Source organism: Microlunatus ginsengisoli (assembly GCF_039537205.1).
GTDB classification, from domain to species: domain Bacteria; phylum Actinomycetota; class Actinomycetes; order Propionibacteriales; family Propionibacteriaceae; genus Microlunatus; species Microlunatus ginsengisoli.
On the sequence record NZ_BAABAB010000043.1, the window covers coordinates 1 to 20918 of the forward strand.

General features: G+C 66.2%; 23 protein-coding genes and 2 pseudogenes. 18 read left to right on the top strand and 7 right to left on the bottom strand.

Features of this window, described 5'->3' with window-relative positions; all coding sequences use genetic code 11:
• Window positions 1-829 (bottom strand): IS256 family transposase (locus tag ABD747_RS21865; protein WP_344808628.1); only part of this gene is annotated, 829 nt, incomplete at its 3' end.
• Window positions 830-1636: 807 nt separating this feature from the next.
• Window positions 1637-2272 (bottom strand): TetR/AcrR family transcriptional regulator C-terminal domain-containing protein, encoded by a 636-nt coding sequence (locus ABD747_RS21870; protein WP_344808630.1) that lies wholly within the window; start codon window positions 2270-2272, stop codon window positions 1637-1639.
• A 150-nt stretch (window positions 2273-2422) separates the two neighbouring features.
• Here ABD747_RS21870 and ABD747_RS21875 point away from each other — a divergent pair, with 150 nt between their 5' ends.
• From ABD747_RS21875 to ABD747_RS21960, 18 genes and pseudogenes are all read left to right on the top strand, one after another.
• The gene (locus ABD747_RS21875) at window positions 2423-3463 is read left to right on the top strand and encodes an NAD(P)-dependent alcohol dehydrogenase (RefSeq protein ID WP_344808632.1); all 1041 of its coding nucleotides are present in this window, start codon (window positions 2423-2425) and stop codon (window positions 3461-3463) included.
• A 203-nt stretch (window positions 3464-3666) separates the two neighbouring features.
• Window positions 3667-4146, top strand: coding sequence for a DUF4386 domain-containing protein (locus ABD747_RS21880; RefSeq protein ID WP_344808634.1), 480 nt, complete (start codon window positions 3667-3669; stop codon window positions 4144-4146).
• A gap of 103 nt (window positions 4147-4249) precedes the next feature.
• Window positions 4250-5499 (top strand): IS3 family transposase gene (locus ABD747_RS21885; RefSeq protein ID WP_344808636.1). Its coding sequence is split into 2 segments (ribosomal slippage): window positions 4250-4592 and window positions 4592-5499, totalling 1251 coding nucleotides; the frame shifts between segments, so codons are not numbered across the junction.
• Window positions 5496-5720: a hypothetical protein gene (locus ABD747_RS21890; RefSeq protein WP_344808638.1), complete on the top strand. Its 225-nt coding sequence runs from the start codon at window positions 5496-5498 to the stop codon at window positions 5718-5720. Before ABD747_RS21885 ends, ABD747_RS21890 begins: the two co-directional genes overlap by 4 nt.
• A 67-nt stretch (window positions 5721-5787) precedes the next feature.
• Window positions 5788-6525, top strand: a complete 738-nt coding sequence (locus ABD747_RS21895) for a DUF4389 domain-containing protein (protein ID WP_344808640.1) — start codon at window positions 5788-5790, stop codon at window positions 6523-6525.
• A gap of 52 nt (window positions 6526-6577) precedes the next feature.
• Window positions 6578-7567 (top strand): SDR family oxidoreductase, encoded by a 990-nt coding sequence (locus ABD747_RS21900; protein WP_344808642.1) that lies wholly within the window; start codon window positions 6578-6580, stop codon window positions 7565-7567.
• The gene (locus ABD747_RS21905) at window positions 7564-8277 is read left to right on the top strand and encodes a DUF4386 domain-containing protein (protein ID WP_344808644.1); all 714 of its coding nucleotides are present in this window, start codon (window positions 7564-7566) and stop codon (window positions 8275-8277) included. The genes ABD747_RS21900 and ABD747_RS21905 overlap by 4 nt, the downstream gene beginning before the upstream one ends.
• 41 nt (window positions 8278-8318) lie before the next feature.
• The gene (locus ABD747_RS21910; protein ID WP_344808646.1) at window positions 8319-9035 is read left to right on the top strand and encodes a hypothetical protein; all 717 of its coding nucleotides are present in this window, start codon (window positions 8319-8321) and stop codon (window positions 9033-9035) included.
• Window positions 9035-9640: a hypothetical protein gene (locus ABD747_RS21915; RefSeq protein WP_344808648.1), complete on the top strand. Its 606-nt coding sequence runs from the start codon at window positions 9035-9037 to the stop codon at window positions 9638-9640. The genes ABD747_RS21910 and ABD747_RS21915 overlap by 1 nt, the downstream gene beginning before the upstream one ends.
• Window positions 9637-10602: an NAD-dependent epimerase/dehydratase family protein gene (locus tag ABD747_RS21920; protein WP_344808650.1), complete on the top strand. Its 966-nt coding sequence runs from the start codon at window positions 9637-9639 to the stop codon at window positions 10600-10602. Before ABD747_RS21915 ends, ABD747_RS21920 begins: the two co-directional genes overlap by 4 nt.
• 87 nt (window positions 10603-10689) lie before the next feature.
• A complete protein-coding gene (locus tag ABD747_RS21925) occupies window positions 10690-11385 on the top strand; it encodes a hypothetical protein (RefSeq protein WP_344808652.1) in 696 nt (231 codons plus the stop codon).
• Window positions 11386-11421: 36 nt separating this feature from the next.
• Window positions 11422-12051: pseudogene (locus ABD747_RS21930) on the top strand (alpha/beta hydrolase); the annotation flags it as partial.
• Between the two features lie 102 nt (window positions 12052-12153).
• A complete protein-coding gene (locus tag ABD747_RS21935; protein ID WP_344808654.1) occupies window positions 12154-12909 on the top strand; it encodes a DUF4386 domain-containing protein in 756 nt (251 codons plus the stop codon).
• Between the two features lie 108 nt (window positions 12910-13017).
• The gene (locus tag ABD747_RS21940) at window positions 13018-13737 is read left to right on the top strand and encodes a DUF4389 domain-containing protein (RefSeq protein WP_344808656.1); all 720 of its coding nucleotides are present in this window, start codon (window positions 13018-13020) and stop codon (window positions 13735-13737) included.
• 785 nt (window positions 13738-14522) lie between these two features.
• The gene (locus tag ABD747_RS21945; protein WP_344808658.1) at window positions 14523-14834 is read left to right on the top strand and encodes a hypothetical protein; all 312 of its coding nucleotides are present in this window, start codon (window positions 14523-14525) and stop codon (window positions 14832-14834) included.
• 629 nt (window positions 14835-15463) lie between these two features.
• The gene (locus tag ABD747_RS21950) at window positions 15464-15625 is read left to right on the top strand and encodes a hypothetical protein (RefSeq protein WP_344808660.1); all 162 of its coding nucleotides are present in this window, start codon (window positions 15464-15466) and stop codon (window positions 15623-15625) included.
• Between the two features lie 475 nt (window positions 15626-16100).
• Window positions 16101-16973, top strand: coding sequence for a diacylglycerol/lipid kinase family protein (locus ABD747_RS21955; RefSeq protein WP_344808662.1), 873 nt, complete (start codon window positions 16101-16103; stop codon window positions 16971-16973).
• A gap of 109 nt (window positions 16974-17082) precedes the next feature.
• Window positions 17083-18168, top strand: a complete 1086-nt coding sequence (locus ABD747_RS21960; RefSeq protein WP_344808664.1) for an AI-2E family transporter — start codon at window positions 17083-17085, stop codon at window positions 18166-18168.
• On the opposite strand, the gene ABD747_RS21965 is transcribed toward ABD747_RS21960, so the two are convergent.
• The 5 genes and pseudogenes from ABD747_RS21965 to ABD747_RS21975 form a co-directional block, all read right to left on the bottom strand.
• Window positions 18165-19490: an IS630 family transposase gene (locus ABD747_RS21965; RefSeq protein WP_344808666.1), complete on the bottom strand. Its 1326-nt coding sequence runs from the start codon at window positions 19488-19490 to the stop codon at window positions 18165-18167. The genes ABD747_RS21960 and ABD747_RS21965 overlap by 4 nt on opposite strands.
• Before the next feature lie 260 nt (window positions 19491-19750).
• Window positions 19751-19837: pseudogene (locus ABD747_RS26780) on the bottom strand (hypothetical protein); the annotation flags it as partial.
• Window positions 19819-20025: a hypothetical protein gene (locus tag ABD747_RS21970; RefSeq protein WP_344808668.1), complete on the bottom strand. Its 207-nt coding sequence runs from the start codon at window positions 20023-20025 to the stop codon at window positions 19819-19821. The pseudogene ABD747_RS26780 and the gene ABD747_RS21970, both read right to left, overlap by 19 nt.
• Complete coding sequence (locus ABD747_RS26785; protein WP_425562571.1) at window positions 19971-20234, bottom strand: hypothetical protein; 264 nt, start codon at window positions 20232-20234, stop codon at window positions 19971-19973. The genes ABD747_RS21970 and ABD747_RS26785 overlap by 55 nt, the downstream gene beginning before the upstream one ends.
• Window positions 20235-20377: 143 nt before the next feature.
• Window positions 20378-20608, bottom strand: a complete 231-nt coding sequence (locus ABD747_RS21975) for an SDR family NAD(P)-dependent oxidoreductase (RefSeq protein ID WP_344808670.1) — start codon at window positions 20606-20608, stop codon at window positions 20378-20380.
• Window positions 20609-20918: the final 310 nt, after the last annotated feature.

Below are 20918 nucleotides of genomic sequence, written 5' to 3' on the forward strand. Positions count from 1 at the left end.
AACCCCCGCCAGCAAAGCGATCCCGCGACCACGTCGGCATAACCATCAGATCGGCATAATGGGTCCGACACCGCTGCCACCCCGCACCCGGCAGGGTCGCTCCGACTGCGGCGACCAGACCGGGATGGGCGTCGGAGGTCACCAAGCTGACTCCGGACAGGCCGCGGGCGGTCAGGCCGCGGAAGAACGTCAGCCAGCCAGCCTGAGACTCACTGGAGCACACGTCCAGGCCGAGGATCTCGCGGTGCCCGTCCACGTTCACACCCGTGGCGACGAGACAGGCGACGTTGACCACCCGGCCGGCCTCGCGGACCTTCATCGTCAATGCGTCCGCCGCGACGAACGTGTACGGGCCGGCGTCCAGCGGCCGGGTCCTAAACGCCTCCACCTGGGCGTCGAGGTCCTTGGCCATGACCGAGACCTGCGACTTCGACAGCCGGGTGATGCCCAGCGTCTCGACCAGCTTCTCCATCCGCCGGGTCGACACCCCGAGCAGATAGCTGGTCGCGACGACCGAGACCAGCGCGCGCTCGGCCCGTTTGCGGCGCTCCAGCAGCCAGTCGGGGAAGTAGGAACCCTCCCGCAGCTTCGGGATCGCGAGCTCGATGGTGCCGGCCCGGGTGTCCCAGTCCCGGGAACGGTAGCCGTTGCGGCGGTTGGTCCGCTCCGGGTGTCGGGAGCCGTATTCCGCGCCACACACGCTGTCGGCGTCGGCACTCATCAACGCCTGCACAAACGCGGTCAGCATCGACCGCAACAGATCGGGGTCGGCGTGCTGCAACTGCTCGAGCACCACCGGCAGGTCGTTAGGGTTGGGGTCAGCGGTCATCGTGGGTTCTTCCTTCCAGGCGACTTTGAGCGGTCTTCTGAAGGATCACCACGGTGGCCGTCTTCACCACCACGACACGCTGCTCAGCGAGTCAGGTCGTACACCACGTCCCTGGACTCAACTGGCTCAAGGCCACCAGGTCGAACGGAGGGTCGCCGATCCTCATATCCGATCGCTCCTCGCATTGGTCCTACGTCCCATTAGGTCACACAGTCCCGCCGCGGATGTCCTCGTGATGAGACCAAGGCCAGGCCCGACCTCCTGGGCGGAGGGCTCATCCGTCGGACCCTGGCGCAATCGTCTACAGGGTTGATGACCCCGGGATGCCCCGAGGTCATCACTCCCCCCTGTTCACCGTCGTCGACGGCTCCTCGCCACGGCGATCCCCCTCGCCGTGGGCAAGATCCAATATGCGGGTCAATTCACCGGCAGTTCGAGGTGGCCTATCGACCTACGATGGCCAGCCGCATGTCGGAGTGCTGTGTGGCCTGCCTGTCCGAAACAGATACCTGCGAAAGTCGAAATCCACGAACCCTTGGAGCACAGCCTCCACCAAGCGAAGGCATGTCGGAACGGACTGATGGCGGCAGCAGCATCGCTCACTGAAGTGCGGCCGGTGGCGGCACTCCGGCGTCCAGGCCGGCTGTGTGGACAGCAACGCAAGCATACCCCGTAAACCCCGCGGTCTGATCCACGCCCGGGACGGCCCTGGGTCGTGGACGGATGTCACATGGAACAGTTGGCGACCCGGCTTGCACCGGCGCAGCTCAATGCGGGCCGCGTGCAAAGCGGTCGCTTCTGCGAGTGTCAGGACGGCGGAACTTTGTCTTGCTCGGGGATCGACCTGTTGAGGGCGTCGAGGATCAGATCCAGCCCGAAGTCGAACTCGTCGCCGAAATCGTAGCCGGGTTGAAGGATGTGCTGGGTGGCGAGTTCGACGAGATGCGGGTATTCCCCCGCGGGGAACTGTTCGATCATCGGCGCCGCCACGGTGGTGACGGTGTCTGGGCCGTCGAAGGGCAGCGCCGCCTCCTGGAGCGCGAAGCCGTACACGTAGCTGTCGATCAGGGCGTAGGCGTGGGCGGTCATCTCGATGGAGAAGCCGGCGCTGCGCAGGGTGCCGAGCATCGCGTCGTGGTGACGCAGGGTGTCGGGTCCGGGCGTGGTTCGGGACTCCAGCAGCCCGATCGCCCAGGAGTGACGCCGCAGGACCGTACGCGCTGAGTGGGCGCGCAATCGGATCTCCGATCGCCAGTCGCCGTTGACGGTGGGAAGGGCGATCTCGCTGAACACGACGTCGACGATCGCGTCGAGGATCTCACTCTTGTTCGCCACGTAGTAGTAGAGCGACATCGGCTTCACGCCCAGGTGCTGGGCGAGTGAGCGGATCGTCAGCGCTCCGATCCCGTCCGCGTCGGCGATCGCGACCGCACCCTCCAGCACCCGCTCCCGGCTGAGCGCAGCACGCCGCTTTCTCGAACTCTCACTGACTCGCTGAGACATCTCACTCCAAACAGTCGCTTCGTACAAAGTATGGTAGTGTCTTGTACTAAGTGCGGTAAGGGATCGCGCCCATTCTCGGGAGAAGCGATCATGGAACACCCTCAGTCCGATTCCGCGCCGGCCACACCGGTTGCTCCGGTGCCGGCGGCCGCGACGATGCGGGCCATCGTCCAGGACGCCTATGGTGATGCCGACGGGCTGAGGCTCGAGCAGATCGCCGTACCTCTGGTCGGGCCGGACGATGTGTTGATCGAGGTCTGCGCCGCTGGGGTGCATATCGGCGACTGGCACGTGATGACCGGGCAGCCGTACCTGATGCGTCTCATGGGGTTCGGGTTCCGCGGCCCCAAAGCACACGTGCGGGGCATGGACGTGGCCGGCACGGTCAAAACCGTGGGCGCGAAGGTGACGCAATTCCACGCCGGTGACGAGGTGTTTGGCGCCTGCGACGGTGCGTTCGCCGAGTACGCCACCGCGCGGGTCGAGAAGCTGGCGGCGAAGCCGGCGGGTCTGACCTTCGTCCAGGCCGCGGCGATCCCTACCTCCGGCTGCACGGCGCTGCAGGCGCTCCGCGACACCGGAAAGATCACCGCCGGCCAGCGGGTCCTGATCATCGGAGCATCGGGCGGTGTCGGACTGTTCGCGGTGCAGATCGCCAAGGCACTCGGCGCCGAGGTGACCGGGGTCTGCAGCGGCGCCAAGGTCGACCTGGTCCGCTCCGTCGGTGCCGATCACGTCATCGACTACACCGACACCGACATCACCACCAGCGGGCAGCGCTACGACCTGGTCCTCGACATGGGCGGTGACCGAACCCTGTCGCAGCTGCGGCGCTGCCTCACCCCGCGCGGCACCCTGGTGCTCGTCGGCGGTGAAGGTGGTGGCCGGCTGATCGGCGGTGCGATGGTCCGCTCGCTCCGAGCCGTCGCCTTGTCGCCGTTCGTCAAGCAGAGCCTCCGGATGGTTCTCGGGACCACGAGGTCGGAGGACCTTCAGGCCCTGGCCGCTCTGATCGACAGCGGCAAGATCAGCCTGGTCATCGACCGCAGCTACCCCCTCGACGAGGCAGCCGACGCCATCCGGCACCTGCACACCGGTCGGCCGCGGGGAAAGCTGGTCATCACCATCTGAGGCGGCGGATATCGCCCACCCCGCGGAACCCGCCCAACCCGCCAGGGAAGCGCCTAACCCACGACGGCCACCCAGAACCCATCAGGGACCCGTCATTCTTCGGATCCCAACTACATGCCATGTCAGGAGATCCACCAGCAGACCCAGCCGACCACCATGCCGCACCGATCCGATCGGAACTACGACCGGAGACGGCACGAATCGTGGGGGTGTTGTATCTCGCCGGCATGGTGGTCGGGATCGGCGGGAACATCCTGATCCAGTCCATTCTGACCGCACCGGACGGTCTGTCCTCGATCGCCGCGAGCAGCATGCTGCTGGCTGTCGGTGCCGTGTGCTGGCTGGCGACGGTCGCCGGCGACGCGGCGCACGGGATCTTGATGTTCCCGGTGTTGAAGCATCACAGCGAACGCAGCGCCGTCGGGTACCTCACCGCCAGAGTCGTCGACGCCACCTTTATCGCCGTGATGGCTTTGCTGATCTTGATCCAGATCCCGCTCGGAGCTGCGTATCTCAACGCTGGAACAGCGGACACCTCCTCCCTTCAAGTCTTGAGCACGGTGTTCAACCAGGCCAACCTGTACGCCTACGAATTCGCCATGATCACCGTCGGAGTGGCCGGTCTGATCTTGTGCACGGTGTTTCTTCGGACCGGGCTGATCCCGCGGCCGCTGGCCCTCTGAGGCCTGGTCGGGTACCTGGTCATTCTCATCGGGGCCTTGACCCTGGATCTTGGACACGCTGAATCCCGCAGTTGAGCGGGAGAGAGCGAGATGATCCTCCACTATGGTCCGCAAGCACTACACCGATGAGTTTCGTCGGCAGGCTGTTGACTTGTACGAGTCCACCCCGGGCGCGACGCTGCGTGGCATCGCCGAGGACCTGGGCGTCGTGAGAGGCACCCTGCGGGACTGGTGCGACATGTTCGGGACTGGCAAGAAGACCGCCGCCGACGGCTCGGTGATCCGCAGCCCGCTGAAACACACGACACCCGCACCGGGGCCGGTCGACGGGGAGACCCCGGAGCAGGAGCTGGCCCGGCTCCGAGCCCGGGTTAAGGAGTTGGAGACCGAGACCTCCAAGCTGGTCACCGAACGCGAGATCTTGCGCCGGGCGGCCAAGTATTTCGCCGGGGAGACGGGCTGGTGAACCGCTTCCAGTTCGTCGCCGACCACCAAGACACCTTCGAGGTGAAGCGGTTATGCGAAGTCATCGAGATCAACCGTTCCTCGTTTTACGCCTGGCAGAACGCCGCACCGACCCGAGAACAGCGGGCCGCCGCCGACGCCGAGCTGGAGGCACGGATCCGAGCCGTGCACGATGACGACAGCACCTGCGGGGCGCCACGGATCACCGCCGAGCTCAACGACGGTGTCGACGTCGAGGACCGCGTCAACCACAAACGCGTCGCCCGGGTGATGCGGGAGCGAGGCATCGCCGGCTACCGGCGCCGACGCCGGGTCCGCACCACCATTCCCGAGCCCGCAGATCAGAAGGTCCCCGACCTGCTGAGACGGGACTTCACCGCACCAGCGCCGAACCGTCGCTACGTCGGTGACATCACGTACTTGCCGTTGTCGGACGGGGAGAACCTGTACCTGGCCACCGTGATCGACTGCTACTCCCGTCGTCTGGTCGGCTGGGCTGTCGCCGACCACATGCGCACCGAGCTCGTCGAGGACGCGCTCAAGGCCGCCGAGGCGACCCGCGGCAGCCTGGCCGGGGCGATCTTTCACAGTGACCACGGCTCCGTCTACACCTCCGCTGCCTACGCCCGGCTCTGCGCTGATCTTGGTGTCATCCAGTCGATGGGTGCGGTAGGCACGAGCGCGGACAACAGCCTCGCCGAATCGTTCAACGCGACCCTGAAACGCGAGATCCTCCAAGATCACAACAGCTGGCCCGACGAGACAGTCTGCCGCCGCGAAGTGTTCCGCTGGATCGTGCGCTACAACACCCGCCGCCGACACTCCTCCTGCGGACACACGTCCCCGACCAGCTACGAGAACACCGCTAGCCTTCCCCTAGCGGCATGAAACCCACCCCGTGTCCACAGTCCGGGGGTAAGGCCCTCGGCTCCGTCTTGCAGGTCCTGGGCTTCGACCTGCACTCGATCCACGCCATCCCGGGCGGCCTGTGGGAAGGGCTCGTCGGGGTCTGGCTGATCGTCAAGGGATTCGGCACCCCGACGGTTCCCCTCCACCCCACCAGCTCGACCACCACCACCCCACCCTCGATGGTGAGCACCCGGCCCTGACCACCGACGTCCCCGGGCAGCCACGTGCACGAATCAATCAGTCTCAGTTGAGACAGAAATGAAGATCATGACAACAAGCACAACGCAGGTCACCTATCCGGCCCGGCTGACCGGCGAGCTGGATCCGCACCTGTCACGCTGGCTGTGGCTGGTGAAATGGTTCCTCGCCATCCCGCACTACATCGTGCTGGCGTTCCTGTGGGTTGCCTTCCTGGTCACCACGGTGGTCGCCGGCTTCGCCATCCTCTTCACCGGCCGCTACCCACCCTCCCTGTTCGACTTCAACGTCGGCGTGCTCCGCTGGAGCTGGCGGGTCGGTTTCTACGCCACCACCGCCATCGGCACCGACCGCTACCCACCGTTCACCCTGGCCCGCACCGACTACCCGGCCGACTTCGACGTCGACTACCCCGAACGCCTGTCCCACGGCCTGGTGCTGGTCAAGTCGTGGCTGCTGGCCATCCCCCATTTGATCATCATCGGCCTGTTCACCGTGAACGTGCCCTACTGGTGGAACACGGCCAACGACATGTCGTCCGGGTCCCAGAGCACTGCCGGTATCTCCCTGCTCGGGATGCTGGTCTTCGTGGCCGGGATCTTCCTGCTGTTCACCGGCAAGTATCCGGCCACGCTGTTCGACTTCACCGTGGGCATCAACCGGTGGCTCTACCGGGTCATCAGCTACGTCGCCTTGATGCGCGACGAATATCCGCCGTTCCAACTCGACCAGGGCCAACACGAACCCGTCGACGGGGGGACCGTCGGCCCCGGCACCACACCAGACCGGTGGGTCCGGCCGGCTTGAGCCGCTCGGGCTGACCGGACCGCGACACGCTGAACACCGAAGGAGGATAGACATGGACGGAGCCGTCACCGCACCGATGACGGGCAAGACGGTGCTGGTCACCGGCGGCACCAGCGGCATCGGTAAGGCGACCGCGCTCGGCCTGGCCACGATGGGTGCCCGGCTGGCGATCACCGGCCGCGACCGTGGCCGTGCCGAGGACGCCGCGCGGGAGATCCGTGCCACCGGCGGCGGGCAGGTCGACGTGTTCGTCGCCGACATGTCCGCCCAGGCCGAGGTACGCCGACTTGCGAACGAGGTGCTCCACCGGCTGCCGCGGATCGATGTTCTGGTCAACAATGTCGGCGGATACTGGAACACCCGCCGCGTCACCGCCGACGGGCTCGAACGCACCTTCGCCCTGAACCACCTCGCACCGTTCCTGCTCACCAACCTGCTCCTCGACCGGCTCACGCAGAGCAGCCCCTCTCGGGTGGTGACGGTCTCCTCCAACGCCCAAGCCCTTGGACGGATCAACTTCGACGACCTCCAAGGAGAAGCGTCCTACTCCGGCTCGCGCGCGTACAACCAGTCCAAGCTCGCCAACGTGTTGTTCACCTACGAGCTGGCCAGGAGGCTTCAGGCCACCGCATCCGCTGACCACGCACCGGTGACCGCGAATGCGTTGCATCCCGGGGTGGTCAGCACCTCGTTCGGGGCCGAGGACCCCGCCAGCGTCCAACGCATCTTCATCCCGTTCCTCCGGCCGCTGATGAAGACCCCCACCCAGGGGGCCGCCACGTCGATCCGGCTCGCATCCGCGCCAGAGCTCGAGCACGTGAGCGGACGCTTCTTCGCCGACGGCAAGCCCAAGAAATCATCCAAGGCCAGCTACGACGAAGCCGTCGCCGCCCGGCTCTGGCAGGTCAGCGCCGACCTCGTCGGCCTCACCACGCCGCCCGACGCACTCCAACGTCAGCCACACCACGAGCAGCCCCACCACGAGCAGCCACATCACGAGCAGCCGCCACACGAGCCCAGCGCACAGGAGTCAACTTCATGATGAGTACCACGCAGACGCTTCGCAGGGCCAGCGTGACGGCAGGGATCGGGTTGGCGCTGATGGCGGTGCTGGCCGCGTTCGGCGTCTTCGGCGCCGTCTCGGCGCTGATCACACCCGGCGATGCAGCCCAGACGGCGCAGGACATCGCCGCATCGCCGTCGTTGTTCCGACTCGGCATCGCCTGCCTGATCGTGGTGGTCATCCTCGACGTGATCGTGGCTGCCGCCCTGTTCACCGTGTTCGCACCCGTGAATCGGATGGTTTCGGCGATGGCCGCCGGTTTCCGGGTCGCCTACGCTGCGGTCTACCTGGTCGCCATCAGCCAGCTCGTCATCGCCCTCCAGCTGCTCGCCGATCCCGACCAGGCCCTCCGCGCGATCGACGCCTACACCACAATCTGGCACGTCGGCCTGATCCTGTTCGGCGTCCACCTGCTGCTGCTCGGCTACCTGGCGTTCCGATCAGGCTTCATGCCGAAGATCTTCGGCATCTTGTTGGTGATCGCCGGCCTCGGCTACCTCGCCGACGGATTCGGGACCGTGCTGGTTCCGGACTATGCGATCAGCATCGGGGCGTTCACGTTCGTCGGTGAGGTCGCACTGATCTTCTGGCTCCTGATCAGCGGCAGCCGCAACGACTTCCGCCACGGCGACACCCACCACCGTGATGAGCTCGATCCGGACCCCACGGTCACCGCCCCGGTGGGATGAACCCCGCCACCAGTCGGCCACGCCGACACCAGGAAACAGTCATGACACCGAAACTGACCGCAGCACTGTTGATCACCGCCGCCGTCCTCACGAACGCCGCCTTCACCGTCCTGGGCACCGTCTTCAACTATCCCGACATTCTGGCTGAACCGGTGGAGGACATCCTGGCCGCGTTCCGGGCCCATCAGACGGCGGTCGTCGCCTGGTTCGCGGTGATGGTGCTGGCGTCGGCCCTGTTCGCCCCCATCGCCGTCGGCGTGGGTCGGCTGTCGACCCACCCGGCCATGAGGGTCGCGGTGCCGGTCGGGATCGCCGCAGCCGTCGTCCAGGTCGTCGGCCTGGCCCGGTGGCCGCTGCTGGTGCCCGGATTTGCCCACGATGCAGCCAGCACCGATCCGGCCGTCGCCGCGGCCGGCCGCGACTCGTTCGAGCTCGCCCACCGCATCCTCGGCACCCTGGTCGGCGAAACGCTGGGCTACCTGCTGACGGCCGCCTGGACTGTGCTGGTCCTGGTTGCTGTGGGTGGTTGGATCGCGCGGCGCTGGTTCACCGTCCTCGGGGGCGTCTCCGCGGTTCTGATCCTCGGTGGGGTGCTGACCCCGCTCCAGGTGCCGGGCGTGGACTTCGGCAACTTCGTCGGCTACGTCTTGTGGAGCGTCTGGTTGGTGGCCTTGGCGATCCTCATCCTGCGTCGCTCCCGTTCCCGCGGTGGTCCGTCCGAACCGGTCCGCTCGGCGGCCGCCGGGACGGTGACCTGATGACCGACACCCGGCGGCGAGGCAACTCCTTCGGCTGGTCGTGGTTGTGGTGGACGGCCGGGTTTCTGGCGTTCCCGATCGCCGGCGTTGCCGGTCGGCTGGTCGGCGGCCGGGTCGACGACCCCGCGGCCGCCGGTCTGGCCGGGTTCGTCGCCGGTTCGGTCGTCGGGGCCGGGCAGTGGCTGGCCAGCCGTGGCCGGCTCCAACCCGTGCCCTGGATCGTGGCGACCGCGCTGGGCATGGGTGTCGGTCTGCTGCTCGGCGGGATCGTCGTCGGATTCCAGACCTCACTCACCGACGTCGCCATCATGGGGGCACTCACCGGTGTGGTGCTCGGGCTCGCCCAGACGGTGGCGCTGCCGGCCCGCACCCTGCGACGCTGGTGGTGGGCCGCCGCGATGCCACTGCTGTGGCCGCTCGGCTGGACGATCACCACTTTGGCCGGGATTCCCATGGCCGAACAGTTCACCATCTTCGGCGCCAGCGGTGCCGTCACCTTCTCCGCCCTGTCCGGCCTGCTGCTCTACCGGCTGCTGCCCCCGATGCGGACCACCGCAACCGACACCGCGGGCGTCGAAGCCCCGCTCATGCGGCCGTCGCCATGACCGGCGTGGCGCGTCACGTCATCTTCGGCACCGGCGCGATCGGCCTCGCGACCTGTGAAGCCCTCCTTAGGCGCGGGGAGACGGTGCGGATGGTGAACCGTTCCGGTACCGCACCCGTCCCCGACGGCGTCGACGTCGCCGCCGGGGATGCCGCCGATCCCGTGTTCACCACCGACGTCGCCCGCGGGGCCACCGTCGTCTACCAGACCCCCAACCCGCCCTACGCACGCTGGGTGCAGGAATGGCCCGCCCTGCAAGCCGGCGTGCTGGCCGCCGCCCACGCCTCCGGGGCCCGACTGGTCAGCATGGAGAACGTCTACATGTACGGCCGCCCGAACGGCCGGCCGCTGGACGAGACCCGCGCCTACGCGGCGCACACCAAGAAAGGGAAGCTCCGCGCCCGGATGGCCACCGAGCTGCTCACCGCCCACCAGGCCGGTCAGGTGGAAGTCGCGATCGGACGCGCCTCGGACTACTTCGGACCCCACGGCGGCGCCCAGTCCAACCTCGGCGACCGACTGTTCCCCGCAGCAATCGACGGCAGAACCGCCCGCGTCCTCGGCGACCCCGACCAGCCCCACACCTACACCTACATCCCCGACATCGGCGAAGGCCTCGCCGTCCTCGGCGAACACCCCGACGCCGCCGGGCAGGTGTGGCACCTCCCCAACGACCCCCACACCGACACCACCCGACAGCTGTGCCAGCTCGTCTTCCAACTCGCCGGAACGGCCCCCGGCCGGGTCCGTCAACTGCCGCCGCTGCTCCTACGTGTCGTCGCCGTGGCCAACCCCACCGTGCGGGAGCTGCTCGAGATGCAGTACCAGTTCGCCGAACCGTTCATCGTCGACAGCACCAAGATCACCGCCCTCCTCGACGTGCACGCCACACCAGTCGAGCAGGCCCTCGCCGACACCCTCGCCACCTACCGCCCCACGACGGCACCAGCCCCACACCACTAACAAGCAGACGGTCCGCGAGACGGCCATAAACCATCTCGCCCGCCACTCACCGGATCAATCTCTCCTCTTATCGGAATCAGGCCCATCATGGTCACGACCATCCCAGACGTCGAGCTCCAGCAATCCGAATCCGTTCAGCCGACGGCGAAGAGGCGGATCGGGCTGATCGTCGCGGTGTCGATGGCCGCTGGACTGATCGCGGCCGTGATCCTGATCGCCCTTCCGTTCGTCCCGGCGAAAGAGAACGTCCTCACCGGTCTGGTGCTGCTCGGCTTTGCGCTCGGTTGGGCGCTGCTGGCCGTCTTGTCCGTCCGGTTCAGCGACCGGCCCCAACGGTGGGCCGCCGCGCCCGCCACGTTCATGGCCGTGGTCGGTCTTGCCTGCCTCAGCGGGTCCGCCGCCGTGCGCGACGTGGTCGGCTGGGTCTGGCCGCCGGTGCTGCTCGGACTCGTCGTCTGGATGTTCGTGCAGGCCCGTCGACACCTGCGCGGCCGAGGCGCACGGTGGCTGGTGTACCCGGTCCTGGCGGTGCTGGGGATTGCGGCCGTGGGCGGCGGTTACGAGACTGTGCGTGAGTCGCTCGACGCCAAGGCCTATCCGATGCCCGGCCAGCTGGTCGACGTCGGAGGGTATCGGCTGCACCTGTCCTGCACCGGCACGGGCAGCCCCACGGTCATTCTTGAACCGGGCCAGGGCGGGGTCTCCTCCGACCTCGGCTGGATCGCGCCGGCCGTGGCACGCGACACCACAGTCTGCGTCTACGACCGGGCCGGTCGGGGGTAGAGCGACGCCGCTACCAATCCGCAGGACGGTGACCAGGTCGCGGCGGATCTGCACACGTTGCTGGACCGGGCGCACGTTCCCGGACCGTACGTCCTGGCCGGCCACTCGTTCGGCGGCCTGTATGTCCTCCGCTTCGCCGCGATGTTCCCGGATGAGGTCGCCGGCATGGTGCTGCTCGACTCGACCGCACCCAAACCCGGTCAGGCCGCGCCGACCAAGGCGGCGTCCTACAACGTCGTCGGTCGCGTCTCCGCGTTGGTCTCCGCGCTCGCCCACCTCGGCGTAGGACGGGTGATCGCACAGTCGTCCTACGACACTCTCCCGCCACGCTCCAAGGCCGAGGCCCGCGCCAACGCCTCGACCGGCGACCACCTCGCCAGCTTCCTCGACGAGTTTGCCCTGGCGAACACGGCGATGCAGCAGGCGTCGACCCTGACCAGCCTCAACGGCAAACCGCTCATCGTGCTCACCGCAGACGAGGGAAACAACGACACCCAATGGCAGGCCAAACAAAACCACCTGGCCACCCTGTCCACCAACAGCCTCCACCGGCACGCCGACGCCACCCACGAATCACTTCTCGACGACCAAGCCGACTCCGCCGCAGCCAGCCACACCATCCGCGACGTCGTGGCCGCAGTCAGAACCGGCCAGCCACTCGCCTAGCCGACATCGTCGCCGACCCTGCTGATCGACGCCACCGTCCAGCCCGAACCCCAGCCATTCACCGCACCCAACCGGTGCCCAAACCACAGTAGGAGAAACGACATGGCCATCACCGCTCAACCCACAGCAACGAAACGGGTGCCAATGGACTCGGTGAGGAAGACCGCGCTCGCCGCCGGCTTGCTGTACCTGCTCACCTTCATCTCCATCCCGACCCTCTTCCTCTACGGCCCGGTCCTGAACGATCCGAACTGGATCACCGGCGCCGGCCCGGACACACCCGTGATCATCGGCGCCATCCTCGAAGTGATCGTGGCACTCGCCGGCGTCGGCACCGCCGTCGCGCTATACCCGGTCGTCAAACGACAAAACGAAGGGATCGCGCTCGGGTTCGTCGGCTCGCGGACTCTAGAAGGCGCCGCCATCATCGCCGGTGTCGTGAGCCTGATGTCACTCGTGACTCTGCGCCAGGCCGGAGTCGGGACGGCCGCCCTGGTCACCGGACAGGCACTGGTCGCCGGCTACAACTGGTTCTTCCTCCTCGGACAAAGCCTGATGCCGGTGATGAACGCCCTCCTGCTCGGCTCCCTGCTGTACCGGTCCCGCCTGGTGCCCCGGGTTCTGCCCGTCGTGGGTTTCGTGGGAGCAGGCCTGCTGCTTGCCTCCGATGTCGCCGTCATGTTCGGCCTGTGGGAACGTATGTCCGGGCCGTCGGGACTCCTGGCCATCCCGATCGCCCTGTGGGAGTTCTCCCTCGGCGTCTACCTGGTCGTCAAAGGCTTCAAACCCTCCCCGATCACCGCCGGGATGACCGCCGCCAACCAGCGACCTGGCTACCGCGACAAGGTCGCCGGCTAGTCATCGACACGGCCGGGCCTACAAGGGCCCGGCCCGTAGTCCACCCAGATCGGCCGGGCCGGGCGACCAGCCCGGTCCCGGTATCTCCCCATCGACAGGAACACCGACATGACATCGACCCCATCGCAACCCTGCTACCCGGTCCAGCTGACCGGCGCACTGGACCCCAACCTGTCCCGCTGGCTGTGGCTGGTGAAGATGTTCTTGGCGATCCCGCACTACATCGTGTTGGCGGTCCTGTGGGTCGCATTCATAGTCACGACGATCATCGCCGGCTTCGCCATCGTGTTCACCGGGCGCTATCCACGTTCCCTGTTCGACTTCAACGTCGGAGTGCTCCGCTGGAACTGGCGCGTCGGGTTCTACGTCTACGCCGCACTCGGCACCGACCGCTACCCACCGTTCACGCTCGCCAAGACCGACTACCCGGCCGACATCGACATCACCTACCCCGAACACCCGTCCCGCGGCCTGGCCCTGGTCAAATGGCTGCTGGCCGTGCCGCACCTGCTCATCATCGGCCTCATCGTCGCCGACATCCTCCCCTACCCGTGGATCACCGCCAGCGACCCGCCCCCCGGTCTCCAGCCCACCAGCGGATACTCCGTTCTCAACCTGCTCGTCGTCCTGGCCGGATTCTTCCTGTTGATCACCCGCACGTACCCCCGCGCCCTGTTCGACCTGCTACTCGGCATCAACCGCTGGCTTTACCGCGTCCTCACCTATATCGCCCTGATGCACGACCAGTACCCCCCGTTCCGCCTCGACCAAGGCCCCAACGAAACCGTCGACCCGGCGCACCCTCTGGTTCCGGCGTACGCCCGATGACACGAACACAAGCCGTGGCGACGCCGTCGACAGCGGCTGCAGGAATCTGGCTGCGTTGGCCCGCAAACGACCCGAACTCAACCTCGCTCCGGCCCCGTTGGCTAGTCGCGACACCGACTCTCATCCCGTCGGCCGAGCCAGTCTTCTTCGCGGTCACGGCCGGGGCCTTCGTCAGGTCCTGGCCGCCGACTCGGGCTGCGCCATGAAGGTGCCAATGATCATCGGCCGTCCCGAGCCGGCGAGCCGCGGTCGCTACGGGCGCGATCCCAGCCAGTGGACATGACGGTCACAGCCCGGATCGTCGCGACCGGCAGCCTCGATCGTGGTCCGGCGCACCCGAACCTCGACGGTTGCCTTTCAGGAGTAAGCTACGACGGAGCCTGTTCTTCCGACTCCGTGTGAGCGACGCCAGGACTCTGCCTTCATCGCCGTCCATCGAGTCGTCAGCCAATGGCTGCGCATCACGTCTGATCGTTCTCCGAACGCCGGTCGTTTCACTGTCGCGATCATCATCGTCAGCTCCACGCCCGTCGACATGGAGCAGGGGTTTCAGACTGCGACTTCCCAGCTTGACGTCGATCTTGGTGATGCCGGGCACGACTCCAATCTCCATACCATCGCCAGATTACTGAAGAACCAGGGTTATGCTCGCGTCTACCTCAGCTCGATCGTCTTTCCATCCCACGCCGACAAGCCGTCGATTGTCGGCGTGGGAGTGCCGTTCCTGGCTCGGTGAGCAAAGCCAGGGACGGTTGGGCCACCAGACCGGTCGCGGACCACGCGCTGTGGTTGTCAGATATGCGTTGACCGACGATAGGGTCGTTTTTCGGATACCCGAGTACAACGAGATCTGCCAGTACGCGTGCGGACGCCGGATCACATTGGACGTCAGCTTGGAGTGCGATGGCGTCCGGACAGAGGTTGTTGTCACCGGTGTCGGTTTCCTTCCAGAACACGAGGCGGAGCTGCTGGGGTCGGTGGAGCTCGCCGAGGAGTGGCCATCGGGCATTGCCACGCACCTGATATGTCTCGACCTCGCGGTCATCGAGGGCACTCAATCCGCTCGCTTCGACGATGTCGGTTCCGGCGAAGGCTGATCAACGGAAGCCCTGGCCCCGAATCCTGTGGAGATGGCTCAACGAGCCGTCTCCGACCTAGGGTTGCCCAGCGTGATTGGGGACGACCCGGATCAGCTGCTTACCGGGCCAGCTGGAGCCCGCAACGCGATCCCGACCCGCAGCCCCCGGATCACTGCTCGTCACCTGCATGCGGCCACGTCCCCCGCCCTGCACCCATCAGGGCCAGCGGTGCAGGTCACTTCAGTCAGCCGACGGCTCGCGACCTACGTTGAAGTCTGCCATCACAACTTCACCCGGCGAAGGGGCGGCACCTGAGCGGCACGGCCAACGGAGCCGGGGGCGTATTGCTCTTGCGCACTTTTGCCCAGGCCGGCAACGAGGGGTAGGTGGCGATGTGGGCAGCCGGGCCGAATGCCGGCTCTATCTGCCGCGAAGCTGTCCGGCGATGGGGCACTGTAATGAGTCCCGGGCTGCCAGTCCGAGGCGTCCTACCATGCCGAAGGAGATCAATCGGATGCAGGCGCGTCACCGACCACTTCAATTCAAGACTCGAACCGCATCCAACGTGGCCCTCGATGCAGTTTGGTCATTGAACGGCGCGGGAACTGATCTCTCCGACGGACTAACCGAGCGGGTAGACTGCACATATGTGGATCGCTATTGTGATTCTGCTCGTGATCTGGGCGATTCTCGCCATCGTCGGGTTCGTCTTCCAAGGGCTGCTCTGGCTGGGCGTGGTTGGGATCATCCTGTTCCTCGGCACACTAATCGTTGGGCTCCTGCGCCAATGGAAACGCCAGCACGCGTAGGAGCTAGGGTCCGTTGAACCGCGCGGGGATGTATATGCGCGCCCAGATCTCGGGTTGCTCGCGGGAGGCAAGTTGGGAGGTCCTCTGACCACTTGTCAGAGGGATCACGAATGCAGGCGGACCGCATCGAGAACAGACCATCCGGCTATCGACGCAGGAGCGAGTTTGCTACTTGTCTCGGGTCCAGGATCCTGTGCCGAGAATGCACGTTCAGGGACTCCAGGCGCCAGATCCACGGCAATCCCACGGGCAGTTGCATGATGCCGATCGGGTCGACCAGCGCCAGCCTGCTTGACGCGGCGTCGAGATCCGCGGACTCTCTGGGCAGCCTGTCTGCAGCGGCGAACCCGCGATGAAACGGCGTCGACGTGTCGCCGTACTCGGCCCAGCCCACATGTCATCGGTCCCGTCGGGAGCGAGGATCCGGCCGGCCCGCGACCCTCTGCTGGCGGGTCAGGGGCTGTTCGATCGGGTCGTGTTGATCTACAACCCCGTGAACCGGCGTGTGCCGCTGACGTTGGCCGAGTCGATTCGCAACGAGCTCGGTCGCTGCCTGCCCGATCTCCCGGTTACTTTACTGGCGACCCAGCGCGCGGATCATGCCCGTGAGCTTGCCGGCCACGTGGCTGCGACGGGGGCGCCACTGATCGTCGCGGTCAGCGGGGATGGTGTCTACAACGAAGTCGTGAATGGTGTCCTCGATGTGCCCGACAGCCACGCCCTCGCCGCCGTCGCCGCCGGTGGGAACGCGAACGACCATCGGCGCAGCACGCGGCGGATGCCTCTGGTCGAGGCGATCGCCAGCGCCCATCACACCGGCCGTGCCCGCTTTTTGGATCTGCTGCAGCTGACAGCCCGCTCAGCGGATGCCGGCTGGAGCCGGTATGCACATTCCTACATCGGCCTCGGGTTGACGCCATCGATGGCGGTCGGGTTGAAACGTGACCGGAAGGGTACGGTTGCGGAACTGCTGTCGGTGCTGCGAACCTTTACCGAACTGTCGCCGGTCGAGATCGTCCGATCGGAGGGACGTCGGGAGCTGTACGACAGTCTGGTGTTCGCCAACGTGACGCGGATGGCCAAGTATGGACGCCTCGGCGGTTCCGGTCGCCCCGACGACGGGCTGTTCGAAGTGGTCTCGCGTCGCCACGGACGCCGCTGGCGGATCGCCGCCATGGCGCTGCGGGCCGCGACCATCGGGCTCGGCACCCAGGCTCACGTCAATCGGGTCGACTTTGCCACGGTCGATGCGATCAACCTCCAGATGGACGGAGAGGTGCTCCAGCTGGCACCCGATTCGAGGCTCACCATCGAGTGTGCGCCTGGCGCCCTCGCGACGGTCGGCTGAAGGCGGGCATCCATTACCCGTCCCCACACCCAACTCGGCCCCGATCAACTGAGGCAAACCCATGACTACACAGGCATCTCACAGCTCCAGCCGAGCAGTCCCTTGGCGAGTGATCGCGGCCACCATCGGCATGGTGTTGCTGACGGGGCTGTCGTTGCTTTTCCTCTACGAAGTGCGGCGCACCCTGGTCTGGCTGGTGGTTGCGCTGCTGTTCACGGTGACGCTCTATCCCGCGGTCGGTTGGGTCCAGCGTCACCTGACCCGCACCCATCGCCTGCTGGCCACGCTGCTCGTGTTTCTCCTCGTTCTGATCCTGATCGCCGGCCTCATTACGCTCTTCGCAATCCCGTTGGCACGCGAAGGCGTTGCATTCGTCCAGCAGCTTCCGTACATGATCGATGAGGCGAAGGCGGGCAGAGGAGTCGTCGGCAGACTATTGAACCGAACCAACGCGATCCACTACATAGAGGCGAACCAGGATCGCATCCGCGCCCTCCTCACGGGCCTGACCGCCCCAGCCGCCCGCGTCGTGCAGACCGTGGCGACCGGGGTGGCCGGAGTCATCACGATCTTCGTCCTGGCGCTACTGATGGCGTTCGAGGGTCCGAAGCTGGTGGATGGCGCACTGAGCCTCATCGATGACCCCGAACGTCGCCAACGGATCGCGCACGTCAGTACGGGCTGCGCGAAATCCATCACCGGCTACGTCTCGGGCAACCTCCTGATCAGCGTCATCTGTGGAGGTTTGATCTACGGAGCCCTTAAGATCATGGGTGTGCCGTTCGCGGGTCTGATTGCCATCTTCGTGGCATTCGCCGACCTCATCCCGCTCATCGGAGCAACGCTCGGCGCGATCGTCGCGGTCACCGCGGCAGCCCTTCACTCCCTCCCAGCGCTCATTGTGGTCGCAGCCTTCTTCGTCGCATATCAACAGGTGGAGAACCATGTCCTGCAACCACTTATCCTGTCCCGGACCGTCAAACTGAACCCACTCGCGGTGATCGTAGCGATCCTCGTCGGGGTCGAGCTCGCCGGAATTCTTGGGGCGCTGCTAGCCATCCCCTTCGCCGGCATCATCCAGGTCATCGTCCGCGATCTCTGGGACCACCGAAAAGGCGCTCCCCATGAGCTCATCACAACGAATGGCAACGTCCTTGCCACCACGCCGCCGCCGACACCGGCGAGTGGCGGCTAGTGTGCTGCGCCTGAGATTCGCGCCAGATATTTTGCAAGGGAGTTGAGGATCTCGTCTGCGGTCTTGGTCCAGACGAATGGTCGGGGGTTGGTGTTCCAGCTGTCGATCCAGGCGCGGATGTCGGCTTCGAGGTCGGCGACGCTGGTGTGCACCCCGCGACGGATGAGTTTGTCGGTGATCAGGCCGAACCAGCGCTCGACCTGGTTCATCCAGGAGGATCCGGTCGGGGTGAAGTGGATGTGGAACCGGGGATGCCTGTCCAGCCAGTTGTTGATCATGTCGGTCTTGTGGGTGGCGTAGTTGTCGCAGACCAGGTGGATGTCGAGCTCATCGGGGACGGCCTTGTCGATGGTGATCAAGAATTTACGGAACTCGGTGGCGCGCTGGCGGCGGTGAAGGTCGGAGATCACGTCACCGGTGGTGATGTCGAACGTGGCGAAGAGGCTGGTCACTCCGTGTCGGATGTAGTCGTGGCTGCGTCGTTCCGGTGTGCCCGGGATCATCGGCAGCACCGGCTGGGACCTGTTCAGTGCCTGACATTGGGACTTTTCGTCGGTGCACAGCACGACGGCCTTGTCGGGCGGGTTGTGGTAGAGCCCGACCACGTCGACGACCTTCTCCACGAACAGCGGGTCGGTGGACAGCTTGAACCCGTCCTGCAGGTGGGGTTTGAGGTCGAACTTCCGCCAGATCCGCCCAATGGTGGACGGCGACAGGCCGGACCGTTTCGCCATCGATGTCCGCGACCAGTGGGTCGCGTCCTGCGGGGTCTCCTCCAAGGTCGCTGTGACGACCTGCTCGACCTGGTCCAGCAGGATCGACGGTGGCCGGCCCGGCCGCGGCTCGTCGACCAGTCCTTCCAACCGCCGCTCGACGAACCGAGCCCGCCACTTCGTCACCGTCTGGTCCCGCACGCCGAGGACGGCGGCCACCTCGCTGTTCGAGCGCCCGTCGGCACAGCCCAGAATGATCTTGGACCGCAACGCCAGCGCCTGCGTCGAGGACGAGCGGCGTGCCCACCGTTCCAACTGGTCCCGCTCGGCCTCGGTCACCACCAGCTTCGCCTTCGGCCGCCCCGGACGGGGCCGGTCGACCAGCCCGTGCAGCCGCGACTCGGCGAACCGTCTGCGGACGTTGTGGACCGTCATCGTGGTCACCCCCAGCTGATCTGCCAGCCGCGCATACACCACACCCGGCTCCGCGCAACCCAGCACGATCTTGGCCCGGATCCCGACCCGGGAGTCCTCGGCAGCCATCGCGAGCACCTGCGCTCGCTCGACATCGGTCAATTCGAACTCCGCCGCTCCAGCAGATCTCACCACACCGAAAGTATAGAAACTAATGATGCGATATAGCGGCGCGCCACACTAGTAGGTTATTGCGGCTAATACTTTGGGATCGGTGGCTGAGTTTGGTTCGGGCGTCGGCGGTGGTGAACTGCCAGTCGACTTGGTGAGTCTGTCAAGCGAAGCTGGCACCACCGTGACGGAGGAACGGGGCACCACCCAGCTCGGTAGTGTGTGTGTCCCTGCCAGCCCGGCCAGGGTCAGTGGTGTCCGCGGGCAGGGGCTGGAGGTAGGCTCTAGCGGCCGCGGGCACGGTGAGAGCGTGAACCAGCAGGTCGTCCTTTGTTGCCGAAGTGGTGGTAGATCATGGCGACGTCGACACCGGCGCGGGCAGCGACGGCGCGGGTGCTGGTTTGTCGAACCCGTACTCGGCGAACAGATCCTGCGCTGCGTCGATGATGGCGGCCCGGGTGTCAGGTCCGCCCACCGGTGGACGGTCGGCCTTGCGGCGACCAGTCAGGTCCTCGCCACCACGGTCGAGCTTCTCCTTCTTCTCCAGCACGCCGAGCATGTGATGGGATCGCTCGCTACCCAGGTCCGGCGCGGCGGAGAACCAGCCACCGTCGACCAAGATCTCGGGCCAGTGATGTAGGAGGACTCGTCACCGGCGAAGAACAAGGCGGGCCCGGTGATGTCGTCTCCTTGGCCGGGTCGGCGCAGCAACACAGTGTGGTTCTGCTGGCCGTGCTGGATCCGTCGCATGATCGGGTTCGAGCTCATCGCCGCGGTCAGATCGGTCTCGATCCAGCCCGGCTCGATCACGTTGGACCGGATGCCCCAGTCGGCAGGCACCTAGACCGCCGACCGCGACATGCCGTTCAGCGTCCACTCCGACGCGGAGTAGCCGCCGCTGAAGTTTCCCGTTATTCCCCCAGGGAGCCGATGTTCACGATCGACCCGCCACCAGAGTCGCGGATCAGCGGCGCGCAGGTCTGGATTCCGCGCATCGTGGCGGTCACGTTGGTCTCGAAGACCTGCCGCCACTCCTCGATCTCGATCACGGGAACTTCACCAACGCGTTGCTGCCCACGATGTTCATCAACACATGCAACGCGCCCGCCCTCTCCCGGACCTGCGCGGCAGCGGCATCCCACTGGTCCTGCTCGACGATGTCGAGCTCAGTGAAGTAGGTCGTGCCACCACACCCGACATCCCGAGAACCACCAATAAGTCGTGAGCACAAATATCGGCGGCAACACGCCACAAACCTAGGATCAGCGGAGCCCGGAGAGGACCGAGGGGGGTGCTTCGCGGCGTAGCGAAGAACTCCTCGTCGATGACACCTATCGGGCGTAGGAGTCGGACAGGCGTCGTCCGTCGGCCTCGGAGAACACGTGCACATGCTCGGGATCGATCCGTAGTCGTATCGTCGACCCTCGCTCGGGAGGGTTGCGGGACGAGATC

What these genes read in the sequence shown, in the direction of transcription:
- ABD747_RS21875 (WP_344808632.1), top strand. Translation starts at nt 2,423, where the DNA reads ATGGAACACCCTCAGTCCGATTCCGCGCCGGCCACACCGGTTGCTCCG.
- ABD747_RS21890 (WP_344808638.1), top strand. Translation starts at nt 5,496, where the DNA reads ATGAAACCCACCCCGTGTCCACAGTCCGGGGGTAAGGCCCTCGGCTCC.
- ABD747_RS21895 (WP_344808640.1), top strand. Translation starts at nt 5,788, where the DNA reads ATGACAACAAGCACAACGCAGGTCACCTATCCGGCCCGGCTGACCGGC.
- ABD747_RS21900 (WP_344808642.1), top strand. Translation starts at nt 6,578, where the DNA reads ATGGACGGAGCCGTCACCGCACCGATGACGGGCAAGACGGTGCTGGTC.
- ABD747_RS21905 (WP_344808644.1), top strand. Translation starts at nt 7,564, where the DNA reads ATGATGAGTACCACGCAGACGCTTCGCAGGGCCAGCGTGACGGCAGGG.
- ABD747_RS21910 (WP_344808646.1), top strand. Translation starts at nt 8,319, where the DNA reads ATGACACCGAAACTGACCGCAGCACTGTTGATCACCGCCGCCGTCCTC.
- ABD747_RS21915 (WP_344808648.1), top strand. Translation starts at nt 9,035, where the DNA reads ATGACCGACACCCGGCGGCGAGGCAACTCCTTCGGCTGGTCGTGGTTG.
- ABD747_RS21920 (WP_344808650.1), top strand. Translation starts at nt 9,637, where the DNA reads ATGACCGGCGTGGCGCGTCACGTCATCTTCGGCACCGGCGCGATCGGC.
- ABD747_RS21925 (WP_344808652.1), top strand. Translation starts at nt 10,690, where the DNA reads ATGGTCACGACCATCCCAGACGTCGAGCTCCAGCAATCCGAATCCGTT.
- ABD747_RS21935 (WP_344808654.1), top strand. Translation starts at nt 12,154, where the DNA reads ATGGCCATCACCGCTCAACCCACAGCAACGAAACGGGTGCCAATGGAC.
- ABD747_RS21940 (WP_344808656.1), top strand. Translation starts at nt 13,018, where the DNA reads ATGACATCGACCCCATCGCAACCCTGCTACCCGGTCCAGCTGACCGGC.
- ABD747_RS21950 (WP_344808660.1), top strand. Translation starts at nt 15,464, where the DNA reads ATGTGGATCGCTATTGTGATTCTGCTCGTGATCTGGGCGATTCTCGCC.
- ABD747_RS21970 (WP_344808668.1), bottom strand. Translation starts at nt 20,025, where the DNA reads ATGCTCGGCGTGCTGGAGAAGAAGGAGAAGCTCGACCGTGGTGGCGAG.
- ABD747_RS26785 (WP_425562571.1), bottom strand. Translation starts at nt 20,234, where the DNA reads ATGAGCTCGAACCCGATCATGCGACGGATCCAGCACGGCCAGCAGAAC.